The 14675-nt window shown below is 72.5% G+C and carries 15 protein-coding genes; 1 reads left to right on the top strand and 14 read right to left on the bottom strand.

What is annotated here, in order from left to right:
• Positions 1-30 precede the first annotated feature (30 nt).
• Genes ACIRD3_RS19285 through ACIRD3_RS19220 form a run of 14 tightly spaced genes read right to left on the bottom strand, consistent with a single transcriptional unit; the run spans position 31 to position 13507 of the window.
• Positions 31-771, bottom strand: coding sequence for a (Fe-S)-binding protein (locus ACIRD3_RS19285; RefSeq protein WP_402217849.1), 741 nt, complete (start codon positions 769-771; stop codon positions 31-33).
• Entirely contained in the window at positions 771-1769 is a 999-nt protein-coding gene (locus ACIRD3_RS19280; RefSeq protein WP_402217846.1) for an aldo/keto reductase, read from the bottom strand. The genes ACIRD3_RS19285 and ACIRD3_RS19280 overlap by 1 nt, the downstream gene beginning before the upstream one ends.
• Positions 1766-2530, bottom strand: coding sequence for an SDR family NAD(P)-dependent oxidoreductase (locus ACIRD3_RS19275; RefSeq protein WP_402217845.1), 765 nt, complete (start codon positions 2528-2530; stop codon positions 1766-1768). Before ACIRD3_RS19275 ends, ACIRD3_RS19280 begins: the two co-directional genes overlap by 4 nt.
• Before the next feature lie 11 nt (positions 2531-2541).
• Complete coding sequence (locus ACIRD3_RS19270; protein WP_402217843.1) at positions 2542-3393, bottom strand: fumarylacetoacetate hydrolase family protein; 852 nt, start codon at positions 3391-3393, stop codon at positions 2542-2544.
• Positions 3394-3430: 37 nt separating this feature from the next.
• Entirely contained in the window at positions 3431-4468 is a 1038-nt protein-coding gene (locus tag ACIRD3_RS19265) for a PfkB family carbohydrate kinase (RefSeq protein ID WP_402217840.1), read from the bottom strand.
• Positions 4465-5142 carry a bifunctional 4-hydroxy-2-oxoglutarate aldolase/2-dehydro-3-deoxy-phosphogluconate aldolase gene (eda, locus tag ACIRD3_RS19260; RefSeq protein WP_402217837.1) on the bottom strand — a complete coding sequence of 226 codons (678 nt, stop codon included), beginning with the start codon at positions 5140-5142 and terminating at the stop codon, positions 4465-4467. Before eda ends, ACIRD3_RS19265 begins: the two co-directional genes overlap by 4 nt.
• A complete protein-coding gene (locus ACIRD3_RS19255) occupies positions 5139-5900 on the bottom strand; it encodes an SDR family oxidoreductase (RefSeq protein ID WP_402217835.1) in 762 nt (253 codons plus the stop codon). The genes eda and ACIRD3_RS19255 overlap by 4 nt, the downstream gene beginning before the upstream one ends.
• Entirely contained in the window at positions 5897-6940 is a 1044-nt protein-coding gene (locus ACIRD3_RS19250; RefSeq protein ID WP_402217833.1) for a zinc-binding dehydrogenase, read from the bottom strand. Before ACIRD3_RS19250 ends, ACIRD3_RS19255 begins: the two co-directional genes overlap by 4 nt.
• A complete protein-coding gene (locus ACIRD3_RS19245; RefSeq protein ID WP_402217830.1) occupies positions 6937-7854 on the bottom strand; it encodes an amidohydrolase family protein in 918 nt (305 codons plus the stop codon). Before ACIRD3_RS19245 ends, ACIRD3_RS19250 begins: the two co-directional genes overlap by 4 nt.
• A 42-nt stretch (positions 7855-7896) precedes the next feature.
• The gene (locus ACIRD3_RS19240; RefSeq protein WP_402217827.1) at positions 7897-8244 is read right to left on the bottom strand and encodes an L-rhamnose mutarotase; all 348 of its coding nucleotides are present in this window, start codon (positions 8242-8244) and stop codon (positions 7897-7899) included.
• Positions 8241-10241: a hypothetical protein gene (locus tag ACIRD3_RS19235; protein ID WP_402217825.1), complete on the bottom strand. Its 2001-nt coding sequence runs from the start codon at positions 10239-10241 to the stop codon at positions 8241-8243. Before ACIRD3_RS19235 ends, ACIRD3_RS19240 begins: the two co-directional genes overlap by 4 nt.
• 35 nt (positions 10242-10276) lie before the next feature.
• The gene (locus ACIRD3_RS19230) at positions 10277-11185 is read right to left on the bottom strand and encodes a carbohydrate ABC transporter permease (protein WP_402217822.1); all 909 of its coding nucleotides are present in this window, start codon (positions 11183-11185) and stop codon (positions 10277-10279) included.
• A 55-nt stretch (positions 11186-11240) separates the two neighbouring features.
• Positions 11241-12149, bottom strand: a complete 909-nt coding sequence (locus tag ACIRD3_RS19225; RefSeq protein ID WP_402217819.1) for a carbohydrate ABC transporter permease — start codon at positions 12147-12149, stop codon at positions 11241-11243.
• Positions 12146-13507 (bottom strand): ABC transporter substrate-binding protein, encoded by a 1362-nt coding sequence (locus tag ACIRD3_RS19220; RefSeq protein ID WP_402217816.1) that lies wholly within the window; start codon positions 13505-13507, stop codon positions 12146-12148. Before ACIRD3_RS19220 ends, ACIRD3_RS19225 begins: the two co-directional genes overlap by 4 nt.
• Positions 13508-13865: 358 nt before the next feature.
• On the opposite strand from ACIRD3_RS19220, the gene ACIRD3_RS19215 reads away from it, so the two are divergent.
• Positions 13866-14666, top strand: coding sequence for a FadR/GntR family transcriptional regulator (locus ACIRD3_RS19215; RefSeq protein ID WP_402217813.1), 801 nt, complete (start codon positions 13866-13868; stop codon positions 14664-14666).
• The last annotated feature ends 9 nt before the right edge of the window (positions 14667-14675 follow it).

Below are 14675 nucleotides of genomic sequence, written 5' to 3'. Positions count from 1 at the left end.
GCGAGCCGAGCCAGACGACTCCTCGGGTACTCACCGCCGGCCGCCTTCCGTACCGGCCAGGATCTCGGCCAGGTGCAGGGTGCGAACCGGGGAGCCCTGCCGGGAGAGTCCGCCGCCGATGTGCACCAGGCAGGAGTTGTCGGCCGCGCACAGCACCTCGGCGCCGCTCTCCAGGACGCGGCGCGTCTTGTCGGCGAGCATCGCGGCGGAGGTGTCCGCGTTCTTGACGGCGAAGGTGCCGCCGAAGCCGCAGCAGGAGTCTGCGCCCGGGAGCTCCACCAGGTCCAGGTCCTTCACCGCCCGCAGCAGCCGCTCCGGGCGGTCCCCCAGCCGCAGTCCCCGCAGGGAGTGGCAGGTGGGGTGGTAGGCGACCCGGTGCGGGAAGCGGGCTCCGACGTCGGTGACGCCCAGGACGTCGGTCAGGAACTCGGTGAACTCGTGGATCCGCGGCCCCAGTTCGGCGACCTGCCGGCGCAGCTGCGGCGGACTGTACTCCTCGGCGAGCACGGGGTGCTGCTCCCGGACGAGCCCGGCGCAGGAGGCGGACGGGGTGACCACCGCGTCGTAGTCGGCGAAGACGCGGGTGAACCGGGCCATCAGCGGGACGGCGTCCGTACGGTAGCCGGTGTTGACGTGCATCTGTCCGCAGCAGCTCTGCTCCTGCGGGAACTCGACCGTGTGGCCGAGCCGTTCGAGGACGCTCACCACGGCGCGGCCGGTCCCGGGGAACATGGTGTCGTTGAAGCAGGTGATGAACAGCGCGACGCGCATCAGCGCTCCTCCCTCGGGGTGGGGACGCCCGGCGGCAGCAGCCCGCGTTCCTTGAGCTCCGTCCAGAGCGTGTCCGGGACGCGGTGGCGGAGCATCGCGGCGGCGTCCCGGACCTCGGTGGCGTTGCGGGTGCCGACGAGGACCGAGGCGACGGCGGGGTGCCCGAAGGGGAAGCGGAGCGCTGCGGCACGCAGCGGCACGCCGTGGTTCTCGCACACCTCCTTCAACCGCAGGGCCCGGTCGAGGAGTTCGTCGGGTGCGGTGGCGTAGTCGAAGGTGGCGCCGGGCTTCGGGTCGGCGAGCAGGCCGGAGTTGAAGACCCCGCCCACGACGACGCCCACGCCGTGTTCGGCGGCGAGCGGCAGCAGTTCGGCGAGGCCGCGTTGGTCCAGCAGGCTGTAGCGGCCGGCCAGCAGGACGGCGTCGACGTCGGTCTCGCGGACGAACCGGGCGGGCAGGTCGGCCTGGTTCATGCCGACGCCGATCGCGCCGAGCAGGCCCTCGGCGCGCAGGCGTTCCAGTTCCGGGTAGGCCTCGGTGAGGGCCTGCTCCGCGTGGTCGTCGGGGTCGTGCAGGTAGGCGATGTCGATCCGGTCCAGGCCGAGCCGTTCCAGGCTTTCCTCGATCGAGCGACGCACGCCCGCGGCGCTGAAGTCCCAGACCCGTCGGTGGGTGGCGGGCACCGCGAAGCCGTCGGCGAGGTCGTCGCCGTGGGGTGCGGGGGCCGGGCGCAGCAGTCGGCCGACCTTGGTGGAGAGCGTGTACTCGTCGCGGGGGCGGCCCCGCAGGGCCTGTCCGAGCCGCCGCTCGGACAGGCCGAGTCCGTAGTGCGGGGCGGTGTCGAAGGAGCGGACGCCCGCGTCCCAGGCGGCGTCGACGGCCTCCAGGGCCTGCTCGTCCGTCACCGGTGTGAACAGGTTGCCGATGCCCGCCGCGCCGAAGGCGAGTTCGCTGACCGCCACCTCGCTCCGGCCCAGCGGCCGCGGGCGCGGGCTCACCGCGCGGCCTCCGCCCGCAGGCGCAGGTTGGCCATGCCGCCGTCGACCTGCAGGACCGTCCCGGTGGTGCTCGCGGCGGCCGGGGAGGCGAGGTAGGCGATGGCGGCGGCCACCTCCTCGGGGGTGACCAGGCGCCCGTGGGGCTGACGGGCGTCGAGGGCGGCGCGTTCGGCGGCGGGGTCGTCGGCGGCGTCGAGCAGCCGGCCGACCCACGGGGTGTCCACGGTGCCGGGGCTGACGCAGTTGAACCGGATGCCCTCGCGCACGTGGTCGGCGGCCATGGACAGGGTCAGGGCGAGGACCGCGCCCTTGCTGGCCGCGTACAGCGCGCGCTGCGGCAGACCCGTCGTGATCACGATCGAGCCGAGGTTGACCACCGAGGCGTGGGCGGAGCGGCGCAGGTACGGCAGTGCGGTACGGGTGGTGCGGACCACGCCGAGCAGGTTGACGTCCAGGACGCGCTGCCACTGCTCGTCCGGGTTGTCCGCCACCGTGCCGATGGCGCCGATCCCGGCGTTGTTGACCAGGATGTCGATCCCGCCGAGGACTCGGGCGGCCGCCTGGACGGCGGTGCGCACGGAGGCGTCGTCGGTGACGTCGGTGGAGAAGCCCAGCAGGGGCTCCGGCACGGAACCGGGGTGGAGGTCGAGCACGGCCACCCCCGCGCCGCGCTCCGCGAGCAGGGACGCGGTGGCCAGGCCGATCCCGGACGCGCCGCCGGTGACCACGGCCGAGAGGCCTTCGAGGTCCTTCGTCGTCATACCGGTGCCCCTCACGCGTGGACGAAGGTCTGGCGCTGGGTGCCGAGGCCGTCGATGGACAGCTCGACGGTGTCGCCCTCGCGCAGGTAGGGGGTGCCCGGCAGGCCGAGGGCCACACCGGCCGGGGTGCCGGTGTTGATGACGTCGCCCGGGTGCAGCACCATGAACCGGCTGAGGTACCAGACCAGGTAGGCGACGTCGAAGACCATGTTCTCGGTGTCGCCGCTCTGCCTCGTCCGACCGTTCACGGCCAGGTGCAGGCCGAGGGCCCTCGGGTCGCCGGCCTCGTCGGGGGTGACCAGCCAGGGGCCGAGCGGGTTGAAGGTCTCGCAGGACTTGCCGAGGTCCCACTGCGCGGAGTACTCCAGCTGGAACTCCCGCTCCGAGACGTCGTTGCTGATCGCGTAACCCGCGATGTGCGCCGGTGCGTCGCCCGGGCTCGCCAGGTAGCGGGCCTCGCGGCCGATCACCACGGCGAGTTCCACCTCCCAGTCGGTCTTGACCGAGCCGCGTGGGATCAGCACCGGGTCGTACGGGCCGACCACCGTGGACGGGTCCTTCAGGAACACCACCGGCCGCTCGGGCACGGCGGCGCCGGTCTCCTCGGCGTGGTCGCGGTAGTTGAGGCCGATGCACACCACCTTGCCCGGACGGGCGACGGGCGCCCCGACCCGCAGTCCCGCCGTGTCCACCGCGGGCAGGGAGCCCTCGGCCAGGGCGGCCCGGACCCGGTCGATCCCTCCGGAGGCGAGGAACTCCCCGTCGATGTCGCCGGTCAGCTCCGACAGCGCGAACACCCGGCCGTCCTCGGCGAGGACCGCCGGGATCTCCGATCCCGGGTCTCCGATCCGAAGCAGTTTCATGGGGACTCCCAACTCGATAGCGGAACTGAGGAGGCCGTCAGCGTCTGACGGCGGCGGAGGCGCCCGCGAGCAGTGCCTCGACCTCGGCGAGCGAGGCCATGGCGACGTCGCCCGGCGTGGTCATGGTGAGGGCGCCGAGGGCCGTGCCGTACGCGAGGGCGCGCTCCAGACCGGCGTCGGCGAGCAGGCCGTGGACGAGGCCGGCGGCGAAGCCGTCGCCGGAGCCGATCCGGTCCAGGACGTGCAGTCCGGGCATCGAGGGTCCGGTGACGTGACCGGTCGCGGACGACCAGGCGGCCGAGGTCCAGTCGTTCACCCCGGCCGAGGGGACCTCGCGCAGGGTCGTCGCCAGCACCCGCGCCCCGGGGAGCAGACCGGCCACCGAGGCCAGGGCGTCGGGCACCTCGTCGGCGCCGAATCGGTCGGCCCCGGGGTGGCTGCCCGCGAGCCCGAGGGCGCCGACGATGACGTCGGCGTGGCGGGCGAGCCGCAGGTCGGTCTCGCGGGCGCGCTGCGGCCCGCCGCGGCCGGCCCAGAGGCTCGGGCGGTAGTTGGGGTCGTAGGAGACGGTGAGTCCGTGCCGGCGGGCCGCCGTCATCGCCTCCTCGGCGACGTCGGCGGTGGTGTCGGACAGGCCGGCGAAGATGCCGCCGGTGTGGAACCAGCGCACCCCCGCGGCGAAGACCGTGTCCCAGTCGACCTCCCCGGTGCGCAGCTGGGAGGCGGCCGTGTGGGCACGGTCGCTGACCCCGAGGGCGCCGCGGATGCCGAAGCCCCGCTCGACGAAGTTGAGACCGTTCCGGGCGCTGCGGCCGATGCCGTCGTCGGCCACCCAGCGGATCAGGGAGGTGTCGACCCCGCCCTGCAGGATCAGGTCCTCGACGAGCCGTCCCACCGCGTTGTCGGCGAGCGCGGTGACGACGGCCGTGCGCCGTCCGAAGCAGCGGCGCAGCGCGCGGGCGACGTTGTACTCGCCGCCGCCCTCCCACACCCGGAAGGTCCGGGCGGTACTGATCCGCCCCTCCTCCGGGTCGAACCGCAGCATGACCTCGCCGAGCGCCACCACCTCGGTCACGGCGCACCCACTTCCACGGCCTGGGCCGTCAGTCGGCGGATCTCCGCGTAGGCGCCGGTGTCCAGGTGCGCGGGCGTGGCCATCCAGCTGCCGCCGACGGCGAGGACCGCGGGCTCGGCGAGGTAGCCGGTCAGACCGCCGGGGCCGATCCCGCCGGTCGGGACGAACCGCACGTCCGGGAAGGGCGCGGCGAGCGCGCGGAGGGCGGGCAGGCCGCCGAGGGGCTCGGCGGGGAAGAGCTTGACGGTGGTGATGCCGGCCCGCAGGGCCCGCATCAGCTCGGTGGCGGTGGCGATGCCGGGCACCACCGGCACGCCCAGCTGCCGGCACCTGGCCACCACGTCCTCGTCCAGGCCGGGCGAGACGACGAACCGGGCCCCGGCCGCCACCGCGCGTTCCGCCTGCTCGGCGGTGAGCACGGTGCCGGCGCCGACGGTCAGGCCGCCGTGCGCCGCCATCGCCTTGAGCACCTGCTCGGCGGCCGGGGTGCGGAAGGTGACCTCCGCGCAGCGGGCGCCGCCCGCGCTGAGCGCCTCGGCCAGCGGCTCCGCCGCGCCGGGTTCGCGCACGGTCAGCACCGGCAGGACGCGGGCGCCGGCCAGGACGGCGGCGAGGTCTGCGGTCGGGTCCGGGGTCGGGTCCGGGGTCGGGTCTGCGCTCGGGTCGCCGGTCAACGGCCCAGCCATCCGCCGTCGACGGGCAGGACGGTGCCGTGCACGTAGGCGGCGGCGTCCGAGGCCAGGAAGACGGTGGCGCCGGCCAGGTCGTCCGCCCGGCCCCAGCGACCGGCCGGGATCCGCTCCAGGATCGCCGTGTTGCGCACCGGATCGGCCTGCAGCGCGGCGGTGTTGTCGGTGGCGATGTAGCCCGGCGCGATGGCGTTGACGTTGACGCCGCGCCCGGCCCATTCGTTGGCCAGCGCCTTGGTCAGACCGGCGACCCCGTGCTTGGCCGCGGTGTACCCGGGCACCGTGATGCCGCCCTGGAAGCTGAGCAGTGAGGCGGTGAAGATGATCTTCCCTTGGCCGCGGGCGACCATCGCCGCACCGACTGCCCGGGCCAGCGCGAACTGGGCGCTCAGGTTGACCTGGAGCACCAGGTCCCAGTCCTCGTCGGGGTGTTCGGCGGCGGGGGCGCGGCGGATGGTGCCGGCGTTGTTGACCAGGATGTCCACCGGCCGCTCGCGGCCCGCGAGGTCCGCGCCCAGGGCGCGCACCGCGTCCGGGTCGGCGAAGTCGGCGCGCAGCGCCTCGAAGGTGCGGCCGGCGGCCAGGACGTCCTTCTCCACCTCGCTGCCGCTCTCCTCCAGGGTGGCGCTGACGCCGATGACGTCCGCGCCGGCCTCCGCCAGGGCGCGGGCCATGGCCCGGCCGATGCCCCGCCGGGCGCCGGTGACGACGGCGAGCCTCCCGGTCAGCTCGAAGGCGTTCACGCGGTCGCTCCCCGGGTGTCGTCGGTGCAGTCCACCAGGATCTTCATCACGTCGCCGCCGCCTTCCAGGGCCTCGAAGGCCGCGGGCGCCTCGATGAGCGGCACGACCCTGCTGATCAGCCGCTCGGCCGGGATCGTGCCGTCGGCGACCAGCGCCACCGCCCGCTCGAAGTCCGAGCGGTCGTACAACCGGGCTCCCACCAGGGTGAGTTCGCGCCAGAAGAAGCGGTGCAGGTTCACCTCGCGGGGCCGGGGGTGGATCGCCACCAGGCAGAGCCGGCCGCGCACGCCCAGCACCTCCACCGCGGTGTCGACCCCGGCCGCCGCGCCGGACACCTCGAACGCGACGTCCGCGCCCGCGCCGCCGGTCCACTCCTGCACGGCCTCGACGACGTTCTCGGCCGCCGGGTCCCAGGCCGCGAGGCCCGACTCCTCGGCCAGCTTCCGCCGGTGGGCACTCGGCTCCACCACGCGCACGTCGGCCCCGGCCGCCCGCGCGACCAGCGCGATCAGGACGCCGACCGGGCCGCCGCCCACGACGACGACCCGCTCCCCCGCCAGCACCTGGGCCCGGCCGACGTCGTGCACGGCCACGGCGGTGGGCTCCACCAGCGCGGCCCGGTCCAGCGGGAGGGACTCCGGCAGGCGGACCAGCGTGTCGGCCGGGACCGTCCAGCGCTGCTGCATCGCACCCGGCGAGTCGATGCCGATGAAGTCCAGGTTCCGGCAGACGTGCCGGTAGCCGCTCAGACAGGCCGGGCAGGTGTCGTCCCAGCGCAGCGGCATCACCGTCACCGCGTCCCCGGGCCGCCAGCCCTCCACCCCGGGCCCGACCCGGACCACCCGGCCGGACATCTCATGGCCCAGGACGGCGGGGGCGGCGACCCGGGCGTCCATGTCGCCGTGGAAGATGTGCAGATCGGTGCCGCAGATCCCGACGTACGCGGGAGCGAGCAGCACCTCCCCGGGGCCGGGCTCGGCCGGTTCGACCGGAGCGGTGTCCAGCGTGCGGGCGGCCGTGTAGCGCACAGCGAGCGTCATCGTGGTTCCCGGGTCTCTTCGGTACGGGCGGATGCGGTACGGGTCAGGCGGTAGAACGTGGTCGCGGTGCCCACGAGGATGGCCGCGGTCTCGTCGGCGGAGCACCCGTCGAGCAGTTCGTCCACGGTGGCGGCCCAGCGGTTCCAGCCGCCCGCGAGGTTCGCCACCGGCCAGTCCGAGCCGAACATCAGCCGGTCGGCACCGAAGGCGCTCAGCAGGACGTCCCAGACCGGGCGGAGGTCGGCGGTGGTCCAGGTGTCGTGGTCGGCCTCGGTGATCAGTCCGGACACCTTGCAGACCACCTGGGGGTGCCCGGCCAGCCGGCGCAACCGGCTCTCCCAGTCCGCCAGTTCACCGCCGGCGATGTCCGGCTTGCCGGCGTGGTCGAGCACCTGGGGCAGCTCCGGGAAGCGTTCGGCCAGCCGGATCGCCTGGTCGAGCTGGTGGCTGCGGACGAGCACGTCGTAGCCCAGCCCGCGCTTGCCGAGCGCCGCCAAGCCGCTTTCGACGTCCGGGCGTTGCAGCCAGTGCGGGTCAGACTCGCCCTGGACCAGGTGGCGCAGGGAGCGGAGGTGGCCGCCGCCCGGTCCGGCGAGCAGCCGGTCGAGCTCGTCACCGATCGCGGGGGACGTGAGGTCCGCCCAGCCGACCACGGCCTCGATCAGCGGGTCCCGTGCGGCGAGCGCGAGCAGGTCCTCGGTCTCGGGCACGTCCGGGATGCACTGCACGACGACCGTGCCCCGCAGCCGGCGGCCGGCCACCTCCCGGGTGGCGGTGGAGCGCAGGTCGTCGGGCGTGAACGTGCGGCGGATCGGGGCGAGATCGGGGTCGTCGAGCCAGGTCTGCGGGCGGCGGTCGAGGTCCCACAGGTGGTGGTGGGCGTCGATGAGTCCCGGGGGTGGCGGGAAGATCACGGGCGGCTCCGGTTCGGGTGGGTCGGTCCGGTGCGGGTCGGGTCAGTCGGCGGTGGGGGTGCCGGGCTCGCTCAGGTGCCAGACCTCGGGGAGTTCGGTCCACTGGCGGGAGTCGCCCCGGTCGGGCCAGGGCTCCTGGCAGGGGTCGGTGTGCGTCCACCACTCCTGGGTCACCGGGTCGGCTTCGAGCTCCGCCATGTCGGCGTCGAAGTCCTCGCCGTGGTACTCGAAGTAGGCGAACAGCACGTCACCGTGGAGGTAGATGCTGTAGTTGCGGATCCGCGCCCGGTGGAGGGCCGCCTCGACGCCCGGCCAGACGGCGGAGTGCAGTTCCAGGTACTTCTCCCGGTACTCCGGGCGGAGCCTGATGGTCTGGGCGAAGCGCCTCATGCAGAGTCCTCCGATGTTTCGGCGTTCGGCGCCTCGGCCGAGGTGCCGAAGGGCGAACGATAGCTGGGGGTACGGGTGCGCAGCTCCAGCCGGAGCGTCAACCGGATCCTGGTGGAAGGGGGCATCCGCACCGTCAGGTAGGGTCCGTCGCAGGCCGTTTCCGACTCGCCGACCACCGGCTCGGTGTGCCCGTAGTCGTACATGTCGCCGATCCAGCCCTCGTCCGCGCACGTCGTGTACCGGACCGAGGTGATGCTGTGCTCGGCGAGGGCACCCGCCTGAAGGATAATGGTCCGATCTTTTTCTGGCGAGAGGTTCACCAGCTCGACGGTGGTCGCCCCGGGGTCGATGGCGGTGACCAGGGCGGCCACGTCCGGCGGCAGCCCCGCCCGGCGGGCCTCGGCGTCGTGGTAGCGCAGCCGGGCCTGCTGGAGGCCGCCGTTGTAGAGCACCTGGGGCCCGCCCCAGGTCAGCTGGACGAGGGCCTCGGTGGCCACCGGGTTGCACTGCTGCCAGACGTGGATGTCGGCCTCCTCCACCTCCAGGTCGCGGTAGCGCTCGATCCGCCGCAGCCGGTGGCGGACCTGCGCCTGGGCGGCGGCGAGGATCCGCTCGGGGTAGTCCGGGTCGTCGCCGGCGAGGAACGCGAACCACGCCTTCTCGTGCCCGGACTCCTCCTTGGCCCGGAACGACCGCACGGTGGTCCAGTCGAGCTCGTCCGCCTCGCGCAGCCGCTCGATGCGGGCGCGGTCGGTGTCGGAGGCGCTGTGGTGCCACAGCGCCATCGGCACCGGCAGGGTGACGGGGTTGTAGTCGAACCAGCCGGTGTCGTTGCGCCGGAACGGGAGGTGGAGCGTCGGCCGGTCGCGGTCCGGGCCGAGTTCGACCGCCCACTTGGACGGCAGACTGGAGTCCGCCTCGGCGAAGGGCATCACCTTCGCCCGGGAGACGAGCTCGTCGAGCGAGGTCCCGACCATCGCGAGGTAGTCGTCCTCCCCGGTGCTCACCGCGGCGGCGAGCGCCGCCACGCAGGCCGCGTGGCCCACGCTGTGCCAGCCGTGCGGCCAGGACCAGCCGTAGTGGCCGCCGTACCAGCGGCCTTCGAGCCGGCTGCCGACGACACCGTCCGGGCCGACGTTGTCAGGGATCAGACCGCCGTTCGCCTCGGTGCGCTCCCGCCAGGCGCCGACGTAGTCGACGATCCAGTCGCGGTAGCGCCGCTCGCCGGACAGGATCCACGCGTTGAGGACCAGCCCGGCCACGGCGAGGTTGACCGCGGTGTCGCCGACGCCGATCCGCTCCCGCATCTGGGCGCCGAGCCGCGGATCCGCCGAGAGCGGGTACGGGCCGTCCTGCGCCTCGGGGAGCCACTCGAGCGGGTAGCCGTAGGTGTCCGCCTCCTTCGGCAGCCACGGGTAGACGTCACCGTCGGACACTCCCCGCCGGTCGGGGTCGCTGCCGTTGTGCGGGCGGGTGACGATCCTGTGCTCGGGGTCGTAGTTGCCGTGCACCGGGTCGACGTACAGCTCGGCGAACCGCAGGGCGCGCTCCGACCAGCGCTCCGGGGCGGCCATGCACAGGAAGTAGAACAGGAGCAGGCTCTCGCCCTGGTGGAACCAGTCGTAGCCGCGCTCGTACTCGTCGCGGAGCATGTCCAGTTCGGTGAGGTGCCTGGTCACGCCCTCCCAGTGCTTCTCACTGGCTGCCAGCAGGTCGTCGGCGCCGCCGAGCAGGTAGAGCTGCGGCCAGTTGAAGAACACCTCGTAGAAGTCGTCCACGCCGTCGCGGGTGGTCAGCCGGCCGGTGTAGTTCAGCCGGCCGTCCGGGCCGGTGAAGTCACGGGCGAAGCGGCGCCAGCCGTGGTCGAGCAGGTCGAACAGCGCGCGCTGCGCGGGCGCCCAGCCGGGCGGTTCGAGCAGCGGCACCGAGGCCGCGATCTCGACCGGGGAGACCGTGGCGCCCTCGCCCGGGGAAGGGTCGGTGGAGCTGGGGGACATGGGGAGGATCTCCGATCGGGGTGACGGCACGGGCGTCATTCCTTGGTGGCGCCGGCGAGCATCCCGCTGACCAGGAAGCGCTGGGCGAAGAGGAAGACGACCAGGACGGGCGTGATGGCCACCAGCGTCGCGAGGGCGAGCTGCGGGCGCTCTATCGCGAGCGAACCGGCGGTCGGGTTGAACTGCGGCACGCTGCTGAGCAGGTTGCCGACGCCCACCTGGACGGGCATCTGGTCGTCCTGGGGGAGCATCACGTAGGGCAGGAAGTAGTTGGTCCAGTTGGCGACGAAGCTGAAGAAGCCCACGAGCGCGATGACCGGCGTGGCCAGCGGCAGCGCCACGTGGCGGAACACGCCGAACTCGGAGCAGCCGTCCATCCGGGCGGCCGCCAGCAGGTCCTTCGGTACGGCGGTGGTGAAGTAGATGTACGTCAGGTACACCCCGAACGGGTAGAACGCGTACGGCAGGACGATCGACCACAGGGTGCCGATCAGGTGCGCCGCGTTGACCTCCAGGAACAGCGGCACCACCAGCGTGGCGCTCGGCATCAGCATCACGACCAGGGTCGAGACCAGCAGCAGGCGCCGTCCGCGGAACTCGGTCATGGCCAGCGCGTACCCCGCCGGCACCGAGACGCACAGCGTGATGACCAGGGAGATCACCGCGTACAGGGCGGAGTTGCCGAGCCACTGCAGGATCGCGCCGTCCTGGAAGGCCGACAGGGCGTCCCAGTTGGCCTTGAGCGCGTGCCAGGAGCCGAAGGAGAGCGGGTGGCCGTGGACCAGTTGCTGATCGGTCTTGGTCGCCGCGAGGACGAGCCAGAGCACCGGCAGCACGAAGAACACCACGAACACCGCGAGGACGGAGCCGGCCAGCAGCCGGTACGAGGCGTTCCGTACGGCACCGGGTGCCCGCCGCGGAGCCCGGTGTGGAGCTCGGCTCATGTCGTTCGGCTCCCGTTCCGTGGGGGCGTGGGCGGTGGCCGGGGTGCCGGCGGTGTCAGTCGGCATCGAAGAACCCCGACCGTGCGACGAACACGCCGGCGACCGCCACGCTGACCACCAGGAGCTCCATCGAGACCGCGGCGGCGCCGTTGACGTCGTTCATCTGGAAGGCGAAGTCGTAGGTCAGCTGGTTGAGCGAGTAGTCGCGACCGGCCACGCCCACGCTGGCGAGGGAGAGCAGCTGCGGCTCGACGAAGAGTTGCGCTCCGCCCGCGAAGGCGAGGATCACCATGTAGACGATCCACTTGCGGAGCATGGGGATCTGCACGTGCCACGCGGTCTGCCAGGCACTCGCGCCGTCGATCCGCGCGGCCTCCAGGACGTCCTGAGGGATGTTGTCGAGCGCGCCGTACATCACGACGATCCAGCCGCCCGCCCCGGTCCAGAAGGCGATGGCGGTGAACAGCACCGGCAGGTCGCCGGGCGCGATGACCTCGCCGAAGGTGTCGAACCCCAGCAGCCCCAGCAGCGAACTGACCGGACTCACCGTCGGATCGAGCATGAACAGCCACACCAGCACGCTCGCGGCGCCCGCCAGCGCCCCGGGGATGTAGTAGAGGAAGCGCAGCGTCCGGCTGATCGGCCCGGAGGACAGGCGGTGCAGCAGCAGCGCCAGCCCGACCACGAACACCACCAGCGAGACCAGCCAGAACAGCAGGTAGAGCGCCACGTGGCCGAGCGCGTCCACGAAGCGGAAGTCCTGCGCCGTGGAGACGAAGTTGGCGAAGCCGGTGAACGAGCCCCCGGCGTCGGTGAAGGCGAAGTAGACCGCGTAGCCGGTCGGGAGGACGCCGAAGGCGACCAGCAGCAGCGCGTAGCCGGCGACGAAGGCGAGGCCGGCCCGGCTCCGGCCGGCACCGCTGCGGCGCCGGCCGGAGCCGACCGAGGAGGAGGTGACGGTCACTGCGAGACCTTGTACCCGAACGACTGGGCGTGCTTGACGATCGAGTCCTGCCAGGCGGGGAGCAGCGAGGCGATGGTCTGTCCCTGGGTCAGGCCGGGCTTGACCGTGGCGGCCCAGACGCTCTCCTGGCTGAACTGGCCCGATCCCCAGCCCGGCCACACCTGGGAGGAGGCGTCCTTGAGGGCGCCGAGGTCACCGGCGTAGTACCCGGAGGCCGCCTGCGCCTTGAGCCACTCCTCCGCGGCGGGTGCGTAGGCCGGGAAGCCCGGGGACTTCCGGGCCTGGTAGGCGTTGTCGGTGGTGACCCACGTCAGGAAGTCGGTGGCCGCCTTGAGGTGGGCGGAGTGCTGCGAGACCAGCCAGGTGCCGCCGCCGACGTTGCCGGTGGCCGGCTCGGTGTCGCCCTGCCACTGAGGCATCGGGGCCACGCCGATCGTCTTCTCCGGCACCTTGAGGGTGTCCTTGAACACCGCGCCGCCGAACCACGCCGGGCCGGGCATCAGCAGGATCCTGTCGGCCTCGTTCTTGGCGAAGTCGGTGCTGAACACCCCGCTGATGGACATGGACTTGTTCTTGATCAGGCCGTCCAGGAGCGTGGCCATCTTGGTGCAGCTCTCGCCGGTGGTGTTCACCGAGACGGCCTTGGGACCGGTGATGTGGTTGGCCCCGCACTTGCTCGCCCAGAGGTAGATCTCGGGGGCGAAGGAGTCCCCGGCGTCGCCCACCAGGTAGCCCGGGTGCTCGGCGGCCACCTTCTCGCCCAGCTTCTGGTACTCCTCCCAGGTCGTGGGGACGGTGTAGCCGAACTGCTGCATCAGCGGCGCGTTGTACCAGAGCACCGTCTGCGAGAGGTCGTTGCGCAGGCAGTAGACGGTGCCGTTCACGGTGCAGACGTCGTTGGCGCCCTTGGCGAAGCCGGACAGGGTGTCCGCCGGGATCAGGCCCTTGTCGAGCGGCGCGGCGAAGCCCGCGTCGACCGCCCAGCTCGCCTCGTTGTTCTGGGAGCTGAAGACGACGTCGGGCCAGCCCTTGCCGGTCCGGTTGAAGAGCTGGACCTTGGTCTGGAGGTAGTTGGAGCCGTTGGCGTCACCGTCGTAGGAGACGATGTCCAACTTCACCTCCGGGTGCAGCTCCTGGTACTGCTTGGCGGCGGCCAGCCGGGTCGCGTCGACCCAGACGGTGAGGGCCCCGCCGGTCTGCGCCGCCTGGGCGAAGCCGTCCTTGCTGGTCTTGCCGGGAGAGCTGCTGCTGCAGGCCGTCAAGGCCAGGGCCAGGGTGGCCGTGCAGGCGGCCAGCAGCACGGATCGTCTCTTGCCGGGCGTGGTGTCCTCGCCGGTCGGAGGCGTGTTGACGGTCATGAGCGACTCCACTGCAGAGGCCCCGAACAGGTCGGGAGGGGGGTGGGGCGACGCCGGCCGTCCCGCTCTGGCGTCGTTGCCGAGGGCCGTCGTTCACTGCCGCCCTCGGGGGATAAATTAGCCGCCCTATCGAAAGGTTCGTCAAGAGTTCTCACAACCTCATTCAGAACGGTTTCGGACGACTGGCCGCCGATGGTGGCGTTCACATAAGCCATTTTCTGGGGTTCGCCCCGTTTCATTCCCCGACTCAAGTCCGCACCCTCTGAAGAATGAGTACTACTCATACTCCCCTGCGGTACGATGGCTCAGCTCACAAGCCAGTCGCCCCCTCGCGCCAGCCACACCGGAGGCAGGACAGATGAACGACACGCCCGCGACCGACACGGCCTCGCCCGCGCAGGCCCCTCCCGCTGCCGCGGCAGCGGTGAACGGAGCGGCCGGTGAGCGTCGTGACTACCGCCCCGGGTACGAGATCGTGTCCGAGCAGATCCTGGAGTACATCGCCGAGATGCGCCTGGTCCCGGGCGACCGGCTGCCCACCGAGCACGATCTGGCCCAGACGCTGAACACCAGCAGGGCGGTGGTCCGGGAGGCCGTGAAGATCCTCTCCGCACTCGGCCGCGTCCGGGCGCACAAGGGGCGGGGCCTGTTCGTCGCGGACGACGAGGGCATGCTCATCACCAGCCGCTGGGGCGGGTTCTTCCGCCCCGTCGACCTCGACCACGTCCTCATGCTCTTCGAGTTCCGCAAGGTCCAGGAGACGGCCGCCAGCAGTCTCGCGGCCACCCGCGCCACCCCGGCCGAGCTGCGCACGATCGAGGTCGCCATGCAGCAGTGCCGGCACGGGTTCGTCCAGGGCCAGGTCGACGTGTTCAACCAGGCCGACGACGACTTCCACAGCGCCGTCGCCACCGCCGCCCACAACACCTTCCTGCTCAGCGCCGTGCGCGACGCGCGTCGACTGCAGCGCCAGTCCAGCGCCATCGGCATCCACGACATGCTCAGCGAAGGCACCAGGGCCGCGGTCGAGGAGCACGAGGCGATCTACCGCGCCATCCGCGACGGCCGGCCCGACGAGGCCGCCGCGGCCACGGCCGCACACCTCGACCGGACCCTGGAGGACTACCGGCGGGAGATCCAGCGGCGCCTGTTCGGATAGCCGCACCGA

Origin of the sequence: Kitasatospora sp. NPDC093550 (assembly GCF_044764985.1) — a bacterium.
Classification (GTDB): domain Bacteria; phylum Actinomycetota; class Actinomycetes; order Streptomycetales; family Streptomycetaceae; genus Kitasatospora.
Note: the sequence above shows the minus strand (reverse complement) of the source record. Positions and strands in the feature narration are given on the sequence as shown.

Excerpts from the sequence above, each read along its gene's own strand:
- ACIRD3_RS19230 (WP_402217822.1), bottom strand. The coding sequence starts at position 11,185 with ATGAGCCGAGCTCCACACCGGGCTCCGCGGCGGGCACCCGGTGCCGTA.
- ACIRD3_RS19275 (WP_402217845.1), bottom strand. The coding sequence starts at position 2,530 with ATGACGACGAAGGACCTCGAAGGCCTCTCGGCCGTGGTCACCGGCGGC.
- ACIRD3_RS19250 (WP_402217833.1), bottom strand. The coding sequence starts at position 6,940 with ATGACGCTCGCTGTGCGCTACACGGCCGCCCGCACGCTGGACACCGCT.
- ACIRD3_RS19270 (WP_402217843.1), bottom strand. The coding sequence starts at position 3,393 with ATGAAACTGCTTCGGATCGGAGACCCGGGATCGGAGATCCCGGCGGTC.
- ACIRD3_RS19240 (WP_402217827.1), bottom strand. The coding sequence starts at position 8,244 with ATGAGGCGCTTCGCCCAGACCATCAGGCTCCGCCCGGAGTACCGGGAG.
- ACIRD3_RS19215 (WP_402217813.1), top strand. The coding sequence starts at position 13,866 with ATGAACGACACGCCCGCGACCGACACGGCCTCGCCCGCGCAGGCCCCT.
- ACIRD3_RS19235 (WP_402217825.1), bottom strand. The coding sequence starts at position 10,241 with ATGTCCCCCAGCTCCACCGACCCTTCCCCGGGCGAGGGCGCCACGGTC.
- ACIRD3_RS19285 (WP_402217849.1), bottom strand. The coding sequence starts at position 771 with ATGCGCGTCGCGCTGTTCATCACCTGCTTCAACGACACCATGTTCCCC.
- ACIRD3_RS19220 (WP_402217816.1), bottom strand. The coding sequence starts at position 13,507 with ATGACCGTCAACACGCCTCCGACCGGCGAGGACACCACGCCCGGCAAG.